The sequence below is a fragment of the Hirschia sp. genome, assembly GCF_058892565.1.
Genome location: NZ_JBZXVU010000021.1, coordinates 33743 through 52495 on the forward strand (window position 1 = coordinate 33743; position 18753 = coordinate 52495).

Sequence of the window (18753 nt, forward strand, 5' to 3'; positions counted from 1 at the left end):
ATTACAGACGGTTTCATCCAGTGGTTCTTTTCCGCTAAAGTGGTAATCATCTATCATTTTTGACACCGCCGCTGGATCAAGTCCTTCGTCTTTACACATTAGTTCTAATGCTATCAGACTACTATTCGCCAAAAGAAGACAGATCACGCTTTTTAAGATAGTAAATTTAAGAAATAAATTATGGGGGGATTTATGACTGACACTTTAATCTTAAAACTGGAAAATTGTTACGGCATTGGAAAGTTAGACACTACTATAGAATTTAAGCATAAAGGGTTTGCTATTTACGCCCCAAATGGGGTTATGAAAACATCTTTTGCGAAAACGTTTATTGATTTATCAAATGATGAAACACCAAATGACAAGGTATTTCCCCATAGAGAAAGCTCATTCAACGTTACCTTAAATGGCAACGATATTCCTTCAGATGAAATCTTTGTAGTTAAATCATATGATGGTGACTATTTTTCGAATAAAGTTTCCACACTACTTGCGAATAGCAACTTACGAGCAAGATATGAGACTGTACATAAGGAAATAGCAGTCGCAAAAAAGGACTTAGATAATAGATTAAGGAATTTGTCTGGATATGGTGAAAAATCTAGAGAAAAAATAGAACCTATCATCGAAGAAGTGTTTGATGGGGAATATTATGAAGCACTTCTCAACATCCATAACGAAGTAAGCAACACATCTGAAACGACATTCTGTAATGCTAATTATAAAATCCTTTTTGATCCTAAAGTTGTAAAATTTTTAGAGGAAGAAACCATAAAGGAAGCCGTTAGTGACTTTACCCGAAAATATGAAGAACTAACCTCCCAATCTCCTATATTGAGAAAAGATTTTCAGTATCACAACGTTAATCAAGTTCAACAACTCCTAAAGACGAATAAATACTTCGAAGCAGGTCATCGCATTGTTTTAGTCGACGAAAAAGGGGAGTTGAAAAGTGAGCATGCGACTAACGAAGAATTTGTCAATGAAATTGAAGAAGAGAAAAAACGCGTTATCAATGACGACAAATTAAGAAGCAAGTTTGACAAGTTCAATTCTAAGTTAAAAAATAAAGAACTACAACTATTCCGAGACTACATTACTGAAAACCAAGAGATTCTTCCCGAGCTACAAGACCTAAATACATTCAAAAGGAAGTTATGGATTCAATATCTCTCACAAGCGCATCCTGAACTTGACCTGTTAGTATCAAAATACAAAAATGGTCAACGAGAGTTAAACACTATTATTTCAGAGGCGAACACCAGTATTGGTGAATGGGATTCAGTGATTGAAGATTTTAACCGACGTTTTCTGCATCTTCCATTTGAGCTAATTATCGAGAATAAGTCTGATGTTATTTTAAAGAGTAAAGCGCCATCTATTTCATTCAAATTTAGTGATAGCTCAGATCAAAGAACCTACCAAAATTCAGAGAAGAAAGACCTACTTCATGTTCTTAGTACAGGTGAAGCTAGAGCCTTATATATACTCAACATAATGTTTGAAATTCACATGCGGTGGAAAGATCGAAAGAAAACTCTTCTAATATTTGATGATATTTCAGACTCATTTGACTATAAGAATAAGTTCGCGATTATTGACTATTTAGAATACGTGATACGACGAGCTGAAGTAAACTTCCTTTCCATCATACTAACTCATAACTTTGACTTTTTAAGAACAATAGCAAGCAGACAAATTTGTCCTCCACATCAATGCTGTTTGGCTACCAAAAATAACGATGAGATTACTCTGCTAAAATTCGACCAATCTCACATTAGTAGTCCATTTCAAAAATGGCGTAGTCAATTAGATGATCCAATCATACAGATAGCTTTTGTGCCCTTTCTAAGAAATGTTGTAGAGTATACTCAAGGTAAGAAAAATTCTGATGATACTCCGAATGCAGACTATTTAAATCTGACCAATATGCTTCATTACAAACAAAACACCTCTACATTGACGTTTGCTGACTACAAATCTGTTTTTGAACGTACTTTTCCAAATAACACTTTTCCCTCAATTGACCTAACTACCAATATACTAGACCAAATATTCGCATCTGCTGAGCGATGTCTAACCGAAGGTGACGGCATAAACTTGCAGCATAAAATTGTTTTGGCTATCGCTGCCAGGCTATCGGCTGAGAGATACATAATAACTAAAATTAAGTTAGATGACCCTGATTTCGAGACCTCTAAAAAACAAACCGGAGAATTGGTCCAAGCATTTGAAGATCGCTACAATAATCTCACAGATCCGATTTCAATTTTGAGAAGAGTTGCATTAATAACACCCTCCAATATTCATATAAACGCCTTCATGTACGAACCCATATTAGATATGGGAATGAACGAGTTAAAGACGCTCTATACCGACGTTATTGGGCTTGTATAGCATATCTATTTTGAAGCAATATAATTGGCCTTGGTGCATGTTGGTTAATTTTATGCTGGCACCAGCTGCGTCAGTAGATCACCTAAATAAAACTTGTCACTCCTAGGCTGTAGATATTTTAAAACGACGCTTATTAGTTTACCTTACAACGGGAAGATTGATTGCCACGGACTATGCTGTTCATCAGTCAACTTAGGGCCAGTTCCCGCCGCGTAGACAATTTCTCAAACTACTGGAACGATTAGCAAGCGTTGTTTCACTCTAAGCCCTTACACACGTTAACTTACGAGGTTGTGATCAGACGTATTTTGTAGCCAATACAAAGCCTACGGGTCATCCAAACGGAATATAACCATGTATTTATCTATTCGCCAGAGATCCGAAATATACCCGAAGCAGGCGTTTATGTTGCAGCCATTTAGAGCGCGGACTCCTCCCACCCTGATATTTCAAATGTAAACATCGTGATTTGGCTTAATTTTGTATAAGGTTTCTATTTTCTAATTAGAACTTAGCCTCGTTTAAAAATTATCGTTTATCAATAAATGCAAAAACTTCCATTATACTTACGTTGCCTTATATAAGGCTTTGATTTGAATAAATTGGGAAAATACAAAAGCACCCTACTCAGATAAATAGTCGATATTCTAAGACTTCGGTAAACTATCCCAATACTTCTGTTTTAAACGCATTGAGAGACTCACTGAGAGCTATTAGCTTACGCAAATGACACATTCCAACAAATCGCCGCAAACAGCTCTGTATGAGCTTCTAATCCTTACGGCATTCCCCCAACAAACCCACTTGTCCTGTGGTTAGATATCAAAACAAGTCGCACTCCTACGCTTCTACATCCCTGACAGGGACAAGCTAGATTTGAAGCGACCTCATCAAGCTTTACGTCTCTATGTACAACTTTTAGCAAAAGTTGCGTTGGCGTCTGCTTCCAAACATACAAACACTTGAGACAAGTAGCTTCTAGTAGTTGATCTTCATCAAGATCACGCAAACTTATTTCATGTAACCAGCTCAATAAAAATCCTCGGCATCTGGTATTCGAGTGAAAGCTATTTTACCGCCAGCAAATTGTCCCGATGGAGACCAAGGCCCCAGAGAGACAACGCGCTTTCCAAATTTTTGGTTGAGATTATCGATAGTGAAAGTCAGCTTCTCCCATCGCTGACATTCAGCGTCATCATTTTTAAGCAAATCGAGCTGCCTTGTATTTGCTGACGTTAAATCCCCAAGTGCGACATGAACTTGCAATATGTAACTTCTGGGTCTGAGCTGAGATTTAGCTTGCTGCCACAACAAGCGAAGAGCGCCGGTTATCGAATGATCATCATTGACGCTTCCTAAAGTTATAGAAGACGACCAGCCACGACTTTTTCCTAAATGAAGCCACAATGACAAATACCGCGCATAAAAACCTTCTCGCCGCATACGTCTAGCTGCTTTTATCAGCAGCATACGAGAGCACTCCGCAGCCTTGGCTAGTGTTCGACTATCCGGAGGCAAAATACGACCATGACCAAACATATTGCGTTCAGTTGGCATTGCATGAATATCATAGCCATGAAGCGCATACCACATTCGTTCTCCCGCAACACTTTTCCAAAGCGCACGTAAATGCTTAGGCTGTGTAGCAATAAGCGTTTGCATATCCCCTATTCCAGCTTTCCACAGGCGTTTTTGCATTTGCCTTCCAATACCGGGGACATCATCAAAATCTAAATCAATAATTGGTGCCGGCATATCTCGGGGATGCCAAATTGTTGTTCCGTTCGGCTTATCCATTTTGCAAGCCATTTTCGCCAGCATTCGATTTCCTGCAAAACCAATTGAGCACGTAATGTAAGGTCCAATGTTATTAGCTATTCTTGTTTTTATCCGGTGAGATAAATCATGAGGATTTGATATATCCGCCGCCCCTAATCGACATGCGATCTCATCTATGGATTTGATAACATCAATAGGTATTTCACATGCAATTTCGTTTAAAAGTGCATTGTGAGCGCGGCGGTACAGGTCTGGTCTTTGTGGCACAAGTATAATTTGAGGACATATCTTAAGCACATCACTTACGCGCATGACGTTTTTAACGCCGCAGCGTTTGGCCTCTTTGGAACAAGCAATAACCGTAGTAGAATGAGCTTTATCTGTTTCAAATGGAATAATACCTATTGGTTTATCCCTGAGCTTTGGATCAACCTGCTGCATAACAGAGGCAAAAAAGCCGTCAAAATCTAAATATAGATGCTCAATAGTTGAAGGTTTTCGCATTTGAAGGCTCACATAAATAGCGAGACCCAATGAGAACAAATCAAGAACTTTGTCAATCTAAAAGTGTTTAGTTTCCTGTGAGTTTGCGTGCCAAACTTACACTTTCCCACTTTTTATAACCACAAATTTATGCTCAATCTTATTGTTTAGTGGCAATAGTCACTAGGCTTGAAAAATGGCTGGGGAAAATGCACGCGCAATTAATAGATATAGAATGGCTACTATCACGACACTATTTTAGACCAGCAAAAGTGCAACGCCAATATATTTGGAACGTCTCGCAATGTGAAACTTTTCACAATGATCTAGTCGACGCCTTTGAACGAGACAGAGAAAACCAATACTATCTTGGTCCCATCATACTCACCAAGGAAGAAGGTAAAGACCTCGCAATAGTTTACGATGGCCAGCAGCGTTTAACAACTCTTACGATTTATATGGCTGTTCTCTCTAGGCTTACTTCAGGAGACTCTAAAACCAAGACAAAAGAATTGTCCAGTGTAAGAATCAATGAAGATAATAGAGCCCGTATTGATATTCGATCACGCGGTGGTGCACTCACGCGAGTGGTTAACGACACCCAAACATACGGCCATTCTTTTAATATGCCTGTTGATTGGCGAATTTATAGTATTGAAAAGATGTTTATTTCACGCCTTGAACAACTTCTAAATCGTGATGCCTTTGCTACATGGGTATTACGCAATGTTGTCCTTAACACTCTGTGGGCTGAAAATGATAAAGGCTTGACCCTATTTGATCGCGCCAACAACCGAGGTGTCAAACTGGAGTGGTATGAGTTAGTCAAAAGTGTATTGTCTGAAGCTCTTGGAGAGAATTTTAAGGCACAGGAAACAAAGTCTTTAGGTGAATTTTGGTATGAAACAGAGCGGGCAACAGGAGTAGAATTTTCCGACCTTATTTCATGCGCCTCATTTATTCGATATGGAAAAATGGACTCTGCTTCAGCGCTTGGAGAATTTGAAGAAGAGTTTGATAGTAGCAAAAAAACATTCTCTACACTTGAGCAGTCCGGCACATCACTATTTGAATCTCTTGCCTCGTACAAAGAGACTAGTGAACGCCTATCCAATTTATGCAAATGGGACCCGAATAAAAAGGTCAAAATTCGAGACGAATCCGAATTAATTGAATTCCAACTACTCGCCCTAGAATACCCTCACTGGAAATCACTTCTAATGTTTGCGGAAAACAAAGTGACGACACCAGACAAAAAACTCAAATTTCTTAAAGATGTGCGGTATCTAGCTTACACTGCACACCTACTTGGGTGGCCTAATTGGTCGGGTCGCTTGGACAATATCTACCAGAAAGCGCTAACCAAACTTGAGCACAATTTCCAACTTAATGGAGAAGTCGGGTTTGAAAGACTTCTCTTTAATCCAGAGCAATTAGCGCAGGCAAAAGGAACCCTTTCAAGCTCAATGACTGAGGCAATCACTTACCGTCCTCTCGTTAAACTTTGGGAAGCGGAGCAAGCCTTCAAAAATAATTGTCTTATTGGGAATGCACATTTTTTGGCACAAGTTGAACATATCCTACCACAAGCCCCAAGAAATGATTGGATTAAGGCTTTTCCAGATGAAAATGAACGTGCAGAACTAAGAAACAAATTAGGTAACTTTTGTCTTTTGTCTAAAGAAGATAATTATAAATTAGGTAATGATGATTGGGCAACGAAGCGCAAGCTTTATATGAAAGCACCAAAATGGTTCATTGGCGCCAACTCTACAGCGAAACAATCTATTTGGTCACCAGATTCGATTAAAAGCCGAACTCATGAATTGGCTCAGGGAATTGTTGAGATACTAGGACTTTGATTAAGCTAAAGTAGCTGCGAACTCATACTGAAACAGAAGAGATACGCGATACTTTTTGAAAGTTAAAAATGCAGAGCTCAAAGTAAAGCTAATACATTCGCCGACAATGGACAGAGTCTCGTACGACGTCAGTATTCTCCTTCGTTCCAATGGAATTAAGCAGAAACGGCTGCCACCCGAACAGATGACAGCCGCCTATTTGCATTTTGTGAACTTTTCGTTCTTGTTAACGGAAAGCTCGCCTTTTCCAGAGTGCTAAATGCCTCGCTAGAATACTACTTTATATTGCAAAATCAAGAAAATTAATCCTATCTAGTAATTTTTATAGTTAAATTGGTGGGAAACAGCATGAAGTGGCGGTTGGGGATCGATCTTGGAACAAACTCACTTGGATGGGCTGCAATAAATCTAAGTCTTGAAGATGGATATTACAGTCCATCTGGAATCTTAGGTGCTGGCGTACGTATTTTTTCAGATGGTAGAAACCCCAAAGACAAACAATCAAATGCAGCGCAAAGACGAGAGCCACGTAGCGCTAGAAAAAACAGAGACAGATACCTCCGTAGACGTACAAAACTTCTTCGCGAGCTTAAAGACTTCGATCTGCTTCCTCTGGATGCAGCCTCCAACAATGAACACATTCAAAAAGACCCATGGATTCTAAGATACCAAGCTTTGCATGAAAGACTTGAACTTCATGAAATTGGGAGAGCAATTTTTCATTTACATCAGAGACGTGGTTTTAAATCCAATCGTAAAACCGACCGTACGGACAATGAAAAGGGCAAAGTTCACGAAGCAACGAAACGCACTCTCATAAAATTAGAACAAGAGAACGCACAAACACTCGGTGAATTGTTTGGGAAGCGACGCTTTGACACCGCGCAAACAAATTCTAACACAATAGAAGGAAAACGCTCCCCACAACCCTCAGCGAGAGTCAGAAAACTTGGTGAGGGAAGTAAGTGGCAATACGATTACTATCCAACAAGAGACCTTATTCTTGATGAATTCGACAAAATTTGGAATGTTCAAAGTAGGTTTCACCCCACTACACTCACCGATAATGCTCGCACAATAATTCGCGACACAATAGAATGGCAGCACCGTTTAGTGCCTCCTTCGGTAGGACGCTGCACGCTTTTACCGGATCAGGAACGTGCAGCAAAAGCTTTGCCGTCCTCTCAACTCGCCAGAATACTTCAAGAGGTTAATGCTCTTAGGTACAGCTATCCTGGCGAGAAGTTACATACACTGACCATTGAACAAAGAGACTCACTTGTTAAACGCCTCAATACACCGAGCAACCAAACAGCAAAACTAACATTTAAGCAGATCCGTAAACTACTCGACCTGTCGGACAGAATTACTTTCAACGTTGAGTCTGAGAAACGCGATCACCTTGTAGGAAACCAGACCGCCGCTTCGTTGTCTCAGGCAGGAAGATGGGGAACTACATGGTTCAAACTCCCTCTAGCCTCTCAAGACCAAATTATTGATACACTCTTAGAAGAAGAACAAGAGACTAAACTTTTTACTTATTTAAAGCACAACTTCAAACTATCGGATGAAACAATTCGAAACGTTGCTGATGCTCCATTACAATCTGGATATGGAAACCTAAGTAAATCAGCGCTCGATAGTATCATTCCTGAGTTAGAGAAAGATAATATTGTATACTCTGAAGCTGTTCGACGAGCCGGATTAGGTAGCCATTCAAATTTCGAAACTGGAGAAGTATTTGACACCCACCTTCCCTACTACGGAAAAATTCTTCAACGTCACGTAGGTTTTGGTTCAGGCAATATCACAGATATTGACGAGAAACGGTATGGAAAAGTTGCCAACCCAACTGTACACGTCGCCTTAAACCAAATCAGAGCCGTATTGAACGACCTATTGAAACGTTTCGGTCCACCTGAAGAGATTACTGTCGAACTCGCTCGTGATTTGGCACTTTCAGCTCAAGGAAAGAAAGACCTAGAAAAGCAACAAAAAGAAAACCAAGAGGCCAACGATAAACGTCGAGCTAAACTTTTGGAACTAGGTATACCAGACCATTATAACAATCGGATGAGGCTTCGCCTTTTTGAAGATCTCAATGCTCTTGGAAAAAGATGTGTTTTTAGTGGAAACCAAATATCGTTAGATATGTTATTCACCGAAGAGGTAGAAATAGAACATATACTGCCTTTCTCGAAGACATTTGACGATAGCTACGCAAACAAAACGCTAGCAACCCGCCAAGCCAATCGGGACAAAGGCAACTGCTCACCGTTTCAAGCATTCGGACACTCTCCCAGCCCTTATAAATGGGATGAAATAGCAAAACGTGCCGCTGAGTTGCCTGTAAATAAAAGATGGCGATTTCGACCCGATGCTATGGAAAAATTTAGCACTAACGGGGGGTTCTTGGCTCGGCAACTCACTGACACTCAATATATATCGCGCCTAGCAAGAGATTATCTCACTCATATCTATCCGGGTGATAACAGCAAAAACGTTAGAGTAATTCCCGGTCGTCTGACTGCAGACCTGAGATGGCAATGGGGATTAGACAGCGTATTGCATGGCCACAATATCGAGCCGTCGGAAGCTAAGATTAAAAATAGACATGATCATCGTCACCATGCGATTGATGCAGTAGTTGTCGCTTGTACAGACACTCGCCTTCTTCAGCTTGCCTCAAAACACGCAAAACAGAATGAAGACCAATTCAATTTCAAACTAATGACTGGCACACCAGCTCCTTGGGAGGGCTTTAGAGAAGATGTAGCCGAATCAATACGATCAATAATTGTTAGCCATAAACCAGATCATGGTGTTCAAGGAGCTTTGCACAATGATACAGCCTACGGGTTACCTAAAGGCGAAGCAGGACAACCAGATAAAAAAGGCCGCCGGACAGTTGTAACGCGCAAACCTATTTCAACATTTGAGAAAACTGCAGATTTAGAGAAAATAAGAGACCCATTTTTGAAGTCTATATTTCTATCTGCAACGCGAGGTCTGACAGGCAGCGACTTTAAATTAGCTCTTGCAGAGGTTGGAAAGTCACTAACACCTCCTGTTTATAAAGTGAGAATAGAAGAAAAATTAACCGTAATCCCTATCAAGGATAAAGCTGGACAAAATTACAAAGCTTATAAAGGCGATGGAAATTATTGCTACGACATCTGGGTTGATGAAAGTGGAAAGTGGACGGGTGAAATTATTTCGACGTTCGACGCCAACCAACGCTCGAGAACAAACCCACATTGGTGGAAGAAGCCAACAAGAGAAAATGGCAATCCGATCCTTATGCGATTACGCAAAAGCGATGCGGTGAAAATGAATTATGCCGGAAAAACAGCCATATTCAATGTCTGCAAATTTACTCATGGCAGGATATATTTTGCAGAGCACTTCGAAGCCAACGTTGACGCTAGAGTGAGGCAGAAAGAACTGAAAGAAATAGTTCTCGCTCCTAGTTCTTTACAAAAATCAAATGCTACCCTCGTAAAAGTAAGCCCTTGTGGCTTAGATTAGCCACAACCAAAAGTGGTTTATTTCTTGCATTACCTGATTGCATTTTCTATCGGGGAAAGAGCATGCAGAATAGAATCGTTGAAATATCAACCGAAAGGGTTCACCTAAGCTCGTATCGTGGTTTTTTAATAGTCTCCCAAAACTCCAGCAAAATCGGTCAAGTTGCTATTGATGATATGGCCGCACTTATCATTCGCGGCTACGGCGCTACTTTTTCCGTGAATATATGCAGCAAACTTTCAGAAGCAAACATTCCCGTAGTCATTTGTGGAATAGATCAATCTCCTGCATCTGTGATATGGCCCATCAATGGTCACCATAGCCAAGGCCTTAGAATGCAGGCTCAAGCAATAGCCAAAAAGCCATTAAACAAGCGCCTTTGGTCTCAAATCATTTCTGCTAAAATAACAGCGCAAGCTGATGTTCTAGAGCTATCATCTTTAAATTGTAAAGATTTAAGAGCAATGGGCTCCAGAGTAAAATCAGGAGACCCTGATAATTTAGAAGCTCAAGCAGCGCGCCGGTATTGGCAAAGGCTCTTGGGCAAAGATTTTCGTCGCAACAGACATGCAGAAAACATCAATACAGCACTGAATTATGGCTATAGTGTTTTAAGAGCAGCAACGTCGCGCTCTATACTAGCAGCTGGTCTGCACCCTTCTCTCTCCATAAAACATCAGAGTCGCGGCGATGCATTACGGCTAGCTGATGATCTAATGGAACCTTTTCGCCCTTGGGTTGATTTCCTAATCAAAGGTCTAGCTTCCGATATCACCCCAGACGCCCCAATAGAATTAAACCCCAATCTCAAACAAAAAATCGTTAGCGTTTTATCGCTCGATTTATCCACGAAAGTTGGAAACAGCCCCCTACAGCTATGTATAGATACCGCCGCTAAATCGCTTGCCAATGTCTATATAAAAAAAAGCGGATCATTAACTCTCCCAGGTCCGCCTTCTTCATCCAAAATGGCTAGGTAATTTAAATGGCTAATATCTCTCATTTTGGAAAGTACAAATTCATGTGGATAATGGTATTGTTTGACCTTCCGACAAACTCAAAATCGGACCGCCGAAATTACACTCAATTTAGAGATTATCTTTTAGACCATAGCTTTGAAATGGCACAGTATTCTGTTTACATTCGCCATTCGAACGGCAAGGATGCTGCTTCAGCTATTATCAAACAAATTGAACGTGCTATTCCTCCCGAAGGAAAAGTAGATGTTCTACAATTCACAGACAAGCAATATGAAAATATAATCTGTTTTAGAGGGAAACGAAAAACTGATTCGCCAAAAAATCCAGAACAATTGGTTATGTTTTAATATGAATACTCGTGATTTAAATATTCCAAAACACAAAAATCACGAGTTAATTCAAGGAACTACAACACACAAGGGCTTAGCACTCTGGAAAAGGTAAGCCAACCGCAACTCTTTGTCCTGTGTCTGTGTTCTTAGGGGGGGCTTAGCACTCTGGAAAAGGTAAGCCAACCGCAACACAAGACCGTCAGGACTAACACCAGCCATTGGCTTAGCACTCTGGAAAAGGTAAGCCAACCGCAACTAATGGCGTCATGTATCTTTGCGCTGCTCAGGCTTAGCACTCTGGAAAAGGTAAGCCAACCGCAACCAAGTGCTGGGTGAAGAGTCAAGCGAAGCTGGCTTAGCACTCTGGAAAAGGTAAGCCAACCGCAACAGATAGTTTGGCGCTTCAAGGTCTTTTTGCGGCTTAGCACTCTGGAAAAGGTAAGCCAACCGCAACATTCCTCACATCCGGTCACGTCGAAAAATCGGCTTAGCACTCTGGAAAAGGTAAGCCAACCACAACATCCCGCACCACACATTCCCCATAATGAAGGGCTTAGCACTCTGGAAAAGGTAAGCCAACCGCAACATAAAAGCATTCAAAAAGTATGCTTTAGCAGCTTAGCACTCTGGAAAAGGTAAGCCAACCGCAACCCAAAAAGCTTGCACTGAGCGGCTTCGTGAGGCTTAGCACTCTGGAAAAGGTAAGCCAACCGCAACGTGCTTGTGGTGATAAACTGACGGGAGAAGAGCTTAGCACTCTGGAAAAGGTACACCAATTCCAGTTTCTAGACGATATATACACTGGCGGCATACAAGCTAGCCAGAAAGCAACCATCGCAACTATTGTGGAGATATTTGATTATGCTCCGTCAAGACCAAAATCCAAAATAAGTTTTTTCTCATATCAACAAGTTAGCATTACGGTTTCAATACGGGTCATCAAGCTCGCTTTTGTAGCCAAATTTTCAAACTCAAGAGGAATAAAATCTATATTTAGCCAATAAGTTTAATTCCTTACATACAAAGCTTGATTGGCATTTCACCCCAAAACCATTGAAATCACGCAGTTTCAAACCGGAAAGTACATAATTTTCCTGCTGTTTAACACCGGCAATACACAACGGATTATTATTGTTTAACGATAAATTTAAAACTTAGATACAACTTTTAGTAATTTGCAAAAATTTTTAGATCTTGATATTTCTCTAAGAAAAGCACCTAAGAAACGAGATACGGGTAATTCAGGCAATTTTCTCTAAAAAAAGCCTAGGGACCACCGTCAAAGCATCCGATATGCCCCTAAGACTTCCTGAATTTAAATTTCGACACTCCGCACCCCATACACATACCCAATAAACGCACCCAGATCGCTGCATGGCGGGATACGAGTGTATTCACCTAGTAGGGTAGCTAAATTTATCAAACGGCTCCACAGCATCGTTATTTTCGATTTTTTGCCTTCAACCACTATCCCCCCTTTGATCTTCAGCATTTAAATCCAAAACCGGCTGAACAAGTGCGTATTCACTCGCAGTTAACATCCTTTCAGCTGTCTTCTTTAGGAAAACATCGGCTGAATCATCCATCCTTTGACTAAGCCACAAAAATAAAAGCTGTCCGAGATCGACGTTAAAATAATCGGCAAGAGCTACCAAATGATCCAGATCAACCCGATGCTCTCGTACAACCCAATTCTTTACCTGAATATGATTTGTGTATCCAAGGTAAGCTGATAATTTTCTACAATTCTCATCAAGCTCTCCGTCACAATCCAACCTATCTGATAGGAAATAGTTTAACCGCAACTGAGGCGGCGCATAAATGTAATCCGCGTATTTCATCATAAATCTCCATAATGCTAGAATATAGAGACAAACTATCAGCTGAAAACGCGAATTAGTGCGGGAAACGTTATTAAGCGGAATGGGAAACTTACATTCAAAATACAAAAAAGCGGCGAGCAAAAACTCAACCGCTTTATATGTAATATCAATTAAATTGCTTACTCAATGGATAGCACTATAACCACCTAGAGCAGGTAGTTTAGTCGGCCCCCTGTAATGATTGAATGACATTTTTTCACTCAACAAAAAGAAACCGCTATCATTTGCAATCTTTCTGTCCGATAGCTCTTTAGCTGTATATCCAGTCACTTGCTTTAAATCTTGCTCAGTATTTTCAATACTTGCAACGTGAAATTCCCCGCCTGGAAATACAGATTTAACAGCACCTTTTCGGCGGCGTGTAATTTTACCGGTTATCTGGTGATGTAAATATTCCCACTCCGCAACTTTGGGATATGATTTATATTGTTGATCTCTCACATAAAGTTTCGCTTCATCACCTGTTTTTAAAAATTCAGAAACAAGGAAATGCATTCTTCTATCAATTTCAATTCTTCTTTCTGCCTCAGAAATAAAGCTTACACTATCTGGAAAGAAAAGGAGAATATGAACATGAGGATTGGTTTCTAATTTTTCGACAAAACCTATACCGTGAAAGCGGTCATGATATCCCACTTGACGAGTAACTTTATGAGTATTCCAATACATCTCTTCAAAAACCATCATCAAGCGTGAAACATCGTTATTCAGGAATCTAGCTTTAATTTCATGACTAAGAGTTTGCGCATATTTTCCATAGTTATTAGTATTTATAGTAAGTATGGCATACGGAGACAAATCTCTAAGGAAGTATAGATAATCAATCTTGCTAGGCTGTTTTATAGATTGATTGTCTATACTGATGTGTAAGTTTGCACTCATCGTATTAACTCAAACTTTGAAGCAGGTATCTCAACATTTGAGCAGTGATTTTTATTCATAAAATTTAAAACATCCTGGTAATCATACCTAACAGCACCACCTATCTTCACATATGGGATATGAAGTCTTTTTGATCTCCAATTTTTAAGAGTGTTAATGTTAACGTTAAGCATTTCCGCTACGGTCTGCGACCGTAGTAAGAGGGGGGCCTTTCTCTGCGCGACACCTGAGGTGCCACTTGAACAGCCCCCCTCTTCTAATTTAATTTTATTCTTCATATTAAAATCTTTCTTATAAAATTTATCTTCTATAGATACAATTATCCTAACACATATTTCAACTCAACAATGAGTTACAAATACAGAGCCTACGAAATCAGCAATAGTTAAAACTTGTTGTATATAATATGTTATCCGACCGCCACATAATTGTCAACAATGATTTACAATTACGTTTTATTCCTACCTCCTAAAGAACCGTAGTCTTCTTCTGGATTATAATTAGATTCATAGAAAGCCTCCCTTTCAGAATTAGATTCTTTTGTTTTCACCTTACGAAAACAACTAGCAAGCAAATCTTTCTTGTCTTCGACTAATTCATATTCATGATTATCTGCAATCTCTCTCAAATATTCTATAATCTTCGCTTCTTTGGCTGTTACCATTCTCGATAGTGAAGCTTGTATCTCTAGGTAGCCATCCGCACTAGAATATTGCTCCAAATAGAGTGGCAATAAAATCATCAAGTCTACATTTAGTAATTTTGAAAGAAGGTGTATTTTATCCAATGGAATTTTAGTTCGCGCTGTCTTCCACATGGATATAATATTAGGCTTGCTGTAACCTAATTTAATTGCCAACTCCTCATTTGTCAGATCAGTGAGGTCTGCTAAATTAGTATTCAACCAATTAGCTAAAGCATAGCCTGACCCACTTTTCAGTCGCTTCTCATTTTGAGGTCGTCCTACTGCATTTTTAGTCATAAATTGCTCCCAACTAAATTCAAGTCATCTTTAACTGATAATCTAAATAGACTTAAGCCCCCATTCGCATAAATTGTCATCCCACATTTGTAAAATTTCTCTTTTTTCAGGTAAATAATCATGATGATCATAATGATGTAAAGCAGTCGATTTGTCTGGAGCGTGATTTATTACCCTCCCTTTTAATTCGTCAAGGACTTTAAATTTAGCAGCCAAATGAGTAACGAGTGAATGACGTAATACGTGCGAGCGAACAGGTGCATCAAAAAAATCGCAGGTTTTTTTATTCCTCGTTGAAACCCTGAATAAAAATTGAGAAGCAGCATTCCCACCTACTTCAAAAATTTTTCCTGACTTTTTTATCCCTTTAGATTTAAGTAGTTTGAGAACTGTTGTAGTAAGAGGAATATGATAATCGCGTGAAGATTTGTTTCTTGATTTTGGTATAATCCACACCTTAGAAGAAAAATCAAACTCAGACCAATCCGCTTCTTGCACTTCTTGCATTCGACAACCAGTTAAGCAAAGCAGAAGCACCACGAATATCGTATCCTTATCCGCTTTTAAATCAAATTCACCTGATAATATCTTAAATAAGTATCTGTATTCTTTCTCTGATAAATATCGACTTTTAGGTTCTGCACGCCTTATAGTTTCGAGGCTCTCAGTAGGGTCTAATGAAATGTGCCCTGCTTTCTTCGCGTATTTAAAAACATCAATTAAAAGCGCTCTTAACTGCAAAGCAGTAGGCTTTTTGCCAACATCTATAACTTCAAGCAGTAAGTCATCCAATTCTACCCATTGTATTTCAGACAGAAGCATATTTCCAATTCTTGCTTTAATTATCTGCCCGTCTTCATTTTCACCTTTTAAATACACACGATATAATGAATCCCGCCGCTCCAATGTAGCCTCGGCCTTCCCACCCCGAGTTCGTCGACAATAATCCACCCAAAACGTATCAAATGTGGGAGTTTGAGTAATTTCAAAACTCTTACCTTTAGTAAGACGTGCCTCCCTTGCCTTCTCTCTAGCCTGATCAAGACTGAGTATAGTCACATTCTCAAGGACCCTGTCCTTCCACTTTCCTGCATTATCTTTGTATCTGACATAATAGCTAGCTTTATCTGGTCCGCGAACCCTTAGATATAGCCCTCGTACATCTGCGTCATATAATTTCTGTTCTTCACCAATTCTAGTAAGTTGCTTAACTCTAGAAACAGTTAGTTTCGATGATTTTCCCAATTTATACTCCATCTTCTGTAAAGCTTGGTCCCAAATAGGACCCAAACAAGCACAACCAAGTAAGTACATTTAGTGATCATTAATGACTTACAATACAAATAGTACATCTAAACTTTCGCTTTTAATATGTCAACCAAAAACGCAAAAAGACTGAAAATACAGGATATTAACTTTAAAAATAACTAACCACCACAAAAAATACAACTTGTGGTGGTGGTACCGCCTCCTGGTCTCGAACCAGGGACCTCCTGGTCCACAACCAGGCGCTCTAACCTACTGAGCTAAGACGGCACATTTCTTCAACTGCGAAAGTTGAGGTGCGGGTAATAAATCGAATGCGCGAACTCTGCAAGCCCGAATTTGCGCAAATTTCAATTTACATGACTGCATAGCCTTTAGAATTGATATAGTTTGTCAATTCACGCACCCGTGTACTCGCGCTTGGGTGTGTCGACATCCATTCTGGTGGTGCACCTTCACTGCCTTGACCCATTTTTTCCCAGAGACGCACAGATTCTTTAACGTCGTATCCAGCCTTATACATAGAATCAACGCCAAGAAGGTCAGCTTCCAACTCGTGTTTACGTGAGTAAGGAAGAATGATTCCCAATGAAAGTCCGGCTCCAGCAGCAGCCATCACCATTTGTTGTTCCGTGCTGCTCATATCAGATGTTCCAACCGCAACAGTTGTTCCAACAAGAGCAACTTGTCCAAGCGTTTGCTGGCTCATACGTTCATTGGAGTGACGCCCTTCGACATGTCCGACTTCGTGTCCAAGAACAGCAGCGATTTGATCATCATTATCTGAATAATCCATCAGACCTTTATAAAACCCAACTTTACCACCCGGCATTACAAAAGCATTTTTTTGATCGGAATCAAAAACAACAAATTCCCAATCTGCTTGTGCAAGTGAAGGTGTACGTTCTGAAGCAACTGTGCGAATTCTTTCGCCGATACGCAATAAGCGCGCATTCGCTGCACGATCACTTGAAATCGGTGTTTCTTGTTTGGTTTGCGCCCAAGCGCTGGCTGACATCTCAACTAATTGAGAATCAGACATGAAAGTTAATTGAGATCGACCCGTAGCTGGGTTTGTTGAACATCCGGACACACTTGCTCCAGAAAAAGCAACAATAGTACCGGCCCAAAGGCCTCTTACAACGTCTCGACGATGCAATTGTATTGGCCCATTCGCGCTTTGCACGATTTGGTGATTGTCACACATTTCCCAATCCCTCCTAAAACTAGATATGTTAGGTTTACCATAAAGTTCATTTTGGAAAACCCATTTATACTCGCTACTTACAACAAAACTATCAAGTGATGCATGAATAGAGGATGAGCGTAGGACTATAGTCTATGTCGCAAGAAACTAATTAATGCCGTTTAATTGATCAATATCAATGAAGGTGACTGAGATCATCATTAGAAAATGGGGAGCATATTTTGTCACAACCTCTGGGAAAACAACTTTTAGGATTTAGAATCCTGACCAAGAAACGTGCTTATCTTGCATTGGGGCTCGTAATGTTGCCTTGGTATGCTTTGAGTAGTTTTCGTGAACTCACTCACGGTCCGCTAGGCGTTGCAGATGCTTATGCAGTCATTGGACTGCTCATTGCCATAGCTGTGCTATTCGTAGGTTGGAAAATGCCATCCGATTCCTGATTTTATCTTATAAGTTTCGTACAAATTTTCTGGTATAACTCAACGCCAATCTAAAACCTTTTTGATACTCTGATCTAAATCATTGAGGAATTAGAGATATGGCCAAAGCGTCGTTTCATAAAAATCAAAAAGTATTTGTGAAGCCAGTCGGCACATGGGCGGTCGTTGAAAAAGTGATTCCTCAGTGGGTCAAGGGCCTAGATGAGCCTTTGAAAATCCATTATGATGTCGGTTTAGGTCGGGAATTTGCAGCTACAGAATTGACCGCTGACAAAACAAATGGACCAACAGACTCAATCGGTGACCTCGAAAGTTGGCGCGTGATTCGTGAGAAAAACCGGTGGAAAGAATCTGAGCAGGCAACAGATCATCCTCACCCTGGCACTTTCCCAAAGGTTGTTACAGACGAAAAAGACTGGGGTGGTTGGCGCGTGCCAAGTGCTGAATATGATCGCGATCCTTTGAAAATCGAATTTCAAGCTCGGATAATCTGCGCAGCACCGCAACTTATGAAACTGGCTAAAGTTCTGTCACGTTGTGTGGCTCAAGATCCTGATGATCTTCCCAATGATATTGTTCAACTTGCTAAACAAGGAACGTCATTGCTCAGAACAATATACGACACCCCCAATTCAGCCGCTGAAAAACCTCAGGCTGCTGAGTAAGCCTAGCCTGTTCCAATATTAACCTTAATCAGTTTCAAAAAGCGTCAAAAAATTACTAGTTTCA

General features: G+C 40.1%; 14 protein-coding genes, 1 tRNA gene and 1 CRISPR repeat array. Of the genes, 7 read left to right on the top strand and 8 right to left on the bottom strand.

Features of this window, described 5'->3' with window-relative positions:
• Positions 1-192: 192 nt before the first annotated feature.
• Positions 193-2397 (top strand): hypothetical protein, encoded by a 2205-nt coding sequence (locus tag AC5EF3_RS08945; RefSeq protein ID WP_493547793.1) that lies wholly within the window; start codon positions 193-195, stop codon positions 2395-2397.
• Between the two features lie 1029 nt (positions 2398-3426).
• Here AC5EF3_RS08945 and AC5EF3_RS08950 read toward each other — a convergent pair.
• Entirely contained in the window at positions 3427-4680 is a 1254-nt protein-coding gene (locus AC5EF3_RS08950; protein ID WP_493547794.1) for a Y-family DNA polymerase, read from the bottom strand.
• 188 nt (positions 4681-4868) lie between these two features.
• Between AC5EF3_RS08950 and AC5EF3_RS08955 the strand changes: the two genes are divergently transcribed.
• The 4 genes from AC5EF3_RS08955 to cas2 all read left to right on the top strand — a co-directional run bounded on the left by AC5EF3_RS08955 (position 4869) and on the right by cas2 (position 11376).
• Entirely contained in the window at positions 4869-6521 is a 1653-nt protein-coding gene (locus tag AC5EF3_RS08955; RefSeq protein WP_493547795.1) for a DUF262 domain-containing protein, read from the top strand.
• A 348-nt stretch (positions 6522-6869) separates the two neighbouring features.
• On the top strand, positions 6870-10049 hold the full coding sequence (gene cas9, locus AC5EF3_RS08960; protein WP_493547796.1) for a type II CRISPR RNA-guided endonuclease Cas9: 3180 nt from the start codon (positions 6870-6872) through the stop codon (positions 10047-10049).
• Between the two features lie 62 nt (positions 10050-10111).
• A complete protein-coding gene (gene cas1, locus AC5EF3_RS08965; RefSeq protein WP_493547797.1) occupies positions 10112-11029 on the top strand; it encodes a type II CRISPR-associated endonuclease Cas1 in 918 nt (305 codons plus the stop codon).
• Positions 11030-11034: 5 nt separating this feature from the next.
• Complete coding sequence (cas2, locus tag AC5EF3_RS08970; RefSeq protein ID WP_493547798.1) at positions 11035-11376, top strand: CRISPR-associated endonuclease Cas2; 342 nt, start codon at positions 11035-11037, stop codon at positions 11374-11376.
• A 73-nt stretch (positions 11377-11449) separates the two neighbouring features.
• Positions 11450-12078: direct repeats of the CRISPR family, unit length 36 nt; unit sequence GGCTTAGCACTCTGGAAAAGGTAAGCCAACCGCAAC.
• A 743-nt stretch (positions 12079-12821) separates the two neighbouring features.
• Here cas2 and AC5EF3_RS08975 read toward each other — a convergent pair.
• The 7 genes from AC5EF3_RS08975 to AC5EF3_RS09005 all read right to left on the bottom strand — a co-directional run bounded on the left by AC5EF3_RS08975 (position 12822) and on the right by AC5EF3_RS09005 (position 17581).
• Positions 12822-13205, bottom strand: a complete 384-nt coding sequence (locus AC5EF3_RS08975) for a hypothetical protein (RefSeq protein WP_493547799.1) — start codon at positions 13203-13205, stop codon at positions 12822-12824.
• Positions 13206-13367: 162 nt separating this feature from the next.
• Positions 13368-14126 carry a hypothetical protein gene (locus AC5EF3_RS08980; protein ID WP_493547800.1) on the bottom strand — a complete coding sequence of 253 codons (759 nt, stop codon included), beginning with the start codon at positions 14124-14126 and terminating at the stop codon, positions 13368-13370.
• Positions 14123-14404 carry a helix-turn-helix domain-containing protein gene (locus tag AC5EF3_RS08985; protein WP_493547801.1) on the bottom strand — a complete coding sequence of 94 codons (282 nt, stop codon included), beginning with the start codon at positions 14402-14404 and terminating at the stop codon, positions 14123-14125. The genes AC5EF3_RS08980 and AC5EF3_RS08985 overlap by 4 nt, the downstream gene beginning before the upstream one ends.
• A gap of 170 nt (positions 14405-14574) precedes the next feature.
• Positions 14575-15108: a helix-turn-helix domain-containing protein gene (locus tag AC5EF3_RS08990; protein ID WP_493547802.1), complete on the bottom strand. Its 534-nt coding sequence runs from the start codon at positions 15106-15108 to the stop codon at positions 14575-14577.
• A gap of 42 nt (positions 15109-15150) precedes the next feature.
• Positions 15151-16353 carry a tyrosine-type recombinase/integrase gene (locus tag AC5EF3_RS08995; RefSeq protein WP_493547803.1) on the bottom strand — a complete coding sequence of 401 codons (1203 nt, stop codon included), beginning with the start codon at positions 16351-16353 and terminating at the stop codon, positions 15151-15153.
• 214 nt (positions 16354-16567) lie between these two features.
• Positions 16568-16644, bottom strand: a tRNA-His gene (locus AC5EF3_RS09000).
• Positions 16645-16729: 85 nt separating this feature from the next.
• Positions 16730-17581 (bottom strand): M48 family metallopeptidase, encoded by an 852-nt coding sequence (locus tag AC5EF3_RS09005; protein WP_049763129.1) that lies wholly within the window; start codon positions 17579-17581, stop codon positions 16730-16732.
• 221 nt (positions 17582-17802) lie between these two features.
• Here AC5EF3_RS09005 and AC5EF3_RS09010 point away from each other — a divergent pair, with 221 nt between their 5' ends.
• Both AC5EF3_RS09010 and AC5EF3_RS09015 read left to right on the top strand, forming a co-directional pair.
• Positions 17803-18024, top strand: coding sequence for a hypothetical protein (locus tag AC5EF3_RS09010; RefSeq protein WP_015827132.1), 222 nt, complete (start codon positions 17803-17805; stop codon positions 18022-18024).
• Between the two features lie 98 nt (positions 18025-18122).
• Entirely contained in the window at positions 18123-18689 is a 567-nt protein-coding gene (locus AC5EF3_RS09015; protein WP_015827131.1) for a hypothetical protein, read from the top strand.
• Positions 18690-18753: the final 64 nt, after the last annotated feature.

Bases quoted from the DNA above. Each gene is read 5' to 3' on its own strand.
- AC5EF3_RS08945 (WP_493547793.1), top strand. From the start codon at position 193: ATGACTGACACTTTAATCTTAAAACTGGAAAATTGTTACGGCATTGGA.
- AC5EF3_RS08950 (WP_493547794.1), bottom strand. From the start codon at position 4,680: ATGCGAAAACCTTCAACTATTGAGCATCTATATTTAGATTTTGACGGC.
- AC5EF3_RS08955 (WP_493547795.1), top strand. From the start codon at position 4,869: ATGCACGCGCAATTAATAGATATAGAATGGCTACTATCACGACACTAT.
- cas9 (WP_493547796.1), top strand. From the start codon at position 6,870: ATGAAGTGGCGGTTGGGGATCGATCTTGGAACAAACTCACTTGGATGG.
- cas1 (WP_493547797.1), top strand. From the start codon at position 10,112: ATGCAGAATAGAATCGTTGAAATATCAACCGAAAGGGTTCACCTAAGC.
- cas2 (WP_493547798.1), top strand. From the start codon at position 11,035: ATGGCTAATATCTCTCATTTTGGAAAGTACAAATTCATGTGGATAATG.
- AC5EF3_RS08975 (WP_493547799.1), bottom strand. From the start codon at position 13,205: ATGATGAAATACGCGGATTACATTTATGCGCCGCCTCAGTTGCGGTTA.
- AC5EF3_RS08980 (WP_493547800.1), bottom strand. From the start codon at position 14,126: ATGAGTGCAAACTTACACATCAGTATAGACAATCAATCTATAAAACAG.
- AC5EF3_RS08985 (WP_493547801.1), bottom strand. From the start codon at position 14,404: ATGAAGAATAAAATTAAATTAGAAGAGGGGGGCTGTTCAAGTGGCACC.
- AC5EF3_RS08990 (WP_493547802.1), bottom strand. From the start codon at position 15,108: ATGACTAAAAATGCAGTAGGACGACCTCAAAATGAGAAGCGACTGAAA.
- AC5EF3_RS09005 (WP_049763129.1), bottom strand. From the start codon at position 17,581: ATGTGTGACAATCACCAAATCGTGCAAAGCGCGAATGGGCCAATACAA.
- AC5EF3_RS09015 (WP_015827131.1), top strand. From the start codon at position 18,123: ATGGCCAAAGCGTCGTTTCATAAAAATCAAAAAGTATTTGTGAAGCCA.